General features: G+C 62.1%; 1 protein-coding gene. It reads left to right on the top strand.

Annotated features, from left to right (window positions below):
- Nucleotides 1-2,541: ImcF-related family protein (locus PMM47T1_RS28400; RefSeq protein ID WP_008375829.1), on the top strand; the 2,541-nt coding region annotated here is incomplete at both ends.

Genomic DNA, 2,541 nt, shown 5'->3' with positions numbered 1-2,541 from the left:
ATGGGCCATGACTTCCTGCTGCGCCTGTCCCGCGATTTGCAGGCCGACGGCATAGGCCGTTGGCGTCACACGCTCGCCCCGTTGGCCGGCGAGTTTGCCCGTGGTGTGCCGTTGCGTGGGCTGTGGTTCAGCCTGCCGGTGCCGCGCCCGCAGCATGACCTGAACCATCACTGGCCAGCCGCTCCGGTGTGGCGCGGCGTGCTCGACGATAATGCCAAAGGTGGCCGCTTGGGCTGGAGCATTCCGCGAGTCGGCTATGCACTGGTGCTAGGGTTGGCAGTGCTGTGGGGAGCCGGGTTATTGCTGTCGTTTGTCAGTAACCGGGTGCAGATTGCCCAAGTGCAGACTTCGTTGGCGGCGTTGCAGCAGCCGGGGAATAGCGACGAGCAACTGAGCGCGTTCAACGATCTGGTGCGCGAACTGGCACGTCTGGATTACCGCGCCAAACACGGCATGCCCTGGTACCAGCGTTTCGGCTTGAACCAACATCAAGCCCTGCTCGATGCACTGTGGCCACGTTATATCGAGGCCAACAACCGCTTGATACGTGACCCGGCGGCGGCCAATTTGCACCGCCAGCTCAACGCCTTGATCAGTCTGCCACCGGGTAGCGAGCAACGGGCTGAGCGGGCGCAGGGCGCCTACGAGCAATTGAAGGCGTACCTGATGATGGCGCGCCCGCAAAAGGCCGACGCGGCCTTCCTGACCAAAGCCTTGACCAACGCCGAGCCGTCGCGCGCAGGCGTATCTCCGGGGCTCTGGCAAGGCCTGTCACCGAACCTGTGGCAGTTCTATGGTGAGCACTTGGCGACGCACCCGGACTGGGCCATCAAGGCCGACCCGACGCTGGTGGCGCTGACCCGACAAGTGCTGCTCGGTCAGTTGGGCCAGCGCAATGCCGAAACCACCCTGTACCAGCAGGTCCTCGACCTGGCAGCTAACCAATACCCTGAGTTGGGTGTGCAAGGCATGGTCGGTGAAACCGACGCCCTGGCGTTGTTCTACACCGAATCCAGCGTGCCGGGAGTGTTCACTCGCCAGGCCTGGGAAGGCCAGGTACGTCAGGCCATTGACGACATCGCCGAGGCGCGCCGCGAGGAAATCGACTGGGTGCTCAGCGACAAACAAACCGACATCGCCACCGAATTGACCCCTGATGTGCTCAAGGAACGCCTCACTGAGCGCTACTTTCAGGACTACGCCAACGCCTGGCTGGATTTTCTCAACACCTTGCGCTGGCATCAGGCCGACAGCCTGCCCGATGTGATCGACCAGTTGACCCTGATGACCGATGTCCGCCAGTCGCCGCTGATTGCCCTGATGAACACCCTGGCCTATCAGGGGCAGGCCGGCACTCGCAGCCAGGCGCTGGCCGACTCGCTGATCAAGTCCGCACAAAAGCTGATCGACCAGGACAAGGTGCCAGTGATCGACCCACACACCCAGGCGCCACGCAGTCCTCTGGATGCCACCTTTGGTCCGTTGCTGACCCTATTGGGCAAAGAGCCCGAGGGCAAGGTCGATAACGATCGGTTGAGCCTGCAAGCGTTCCTCACCCGGGTCACGCGGGTGCGTTTGAAACTGCAGCAAGTAAGCAATGCGCCTGATCCGCAGGAAATGACCCAGGCCTTGGCACAGACGGTTTTTCAGGGCAAGAGCGTGGACCTGACTGACACCCAGTCTTACGGCAACCTGATTGCTGCCAGCCTGGGCGCGGAGTGGAGTGGGGTCGGCCATACGCTCTTTGTGCAGCCGCTGGATCAAGCCTGGCAGCGGGTTTTGCAACCCTCGGCGGCGGGGCTCAACAATCAGTGGCAGCGGGCGATTGTCACGGACTGGCAAGGCGCTTTCGCCGGTCGTTACCCGTTTGCTGACACCGCCAGTGACTCCTCGCTACCGATGCTGGGGCAGATGATCCGCGCCGACTCCGGGCGTATTGAGCAGTTTTTGCAACGCCAACTGAGCGGTGTATTGCGCAAGGAAGGTAGCCGCTGGGTGGCTGACCCTCGTCATAGTCAGGGCTTGCGCTTCAACCCGCAGTTCCTGACGGCGATCAACCAGCTCAGTCACTTGGCTGACGTGATCTACACCGACGGCGGCATGGGCCTGAGCTTCGAGCTGCAAGGCAAACCGGTGCGCGATGTGGTGCAAACCACCTTCATCCTCAACGGTGCGCAACATCAGTACTTCAACCAGAAAGAGCTTTGGCAACGTTTCAGCTGGCCGGGACGTGGTGACCATCCGGGCGCCAGCCTGAGCTGGACCAGCATCCATACCGGCGAGCGTCTGTTCGGTGACTACCAGGGCACTTGGGGCTTGATCCGCCTGCTGGAAAAGGCCCGAATCACTCCCCTGGACGACGGCGACAGTCGCTACCGCATGGTCCTCAAGGCCCCCGATGGCGCGAATCTTACGTGGAACCTGCGCACCGAACTCGGTGCAGGGCCGCTGGCCTTGCTCAACTTGCGCAACTTCACGCTGCCGTCACAGATTTTTCTCAGCGAAGGTGCCGCAGAAGTGCCCTATGCGCAGAACGGGAGC

The organism is Pseudomonas sp. M47T1 (assembly GCF_000263855.1).
In the GTDB taxonomy this organism is placed as follows: Bacteria; Pseudomonadota; Gammaproteobacteria; order Pseudomonadales; family Pseudomonadaceae; genus Aquipseudomonas.
The sequence above is the reverse complement of the archived record's forward strand: the minus strand, read 5'-3'. Positions and strand labels throughout refer to the sequence as shown.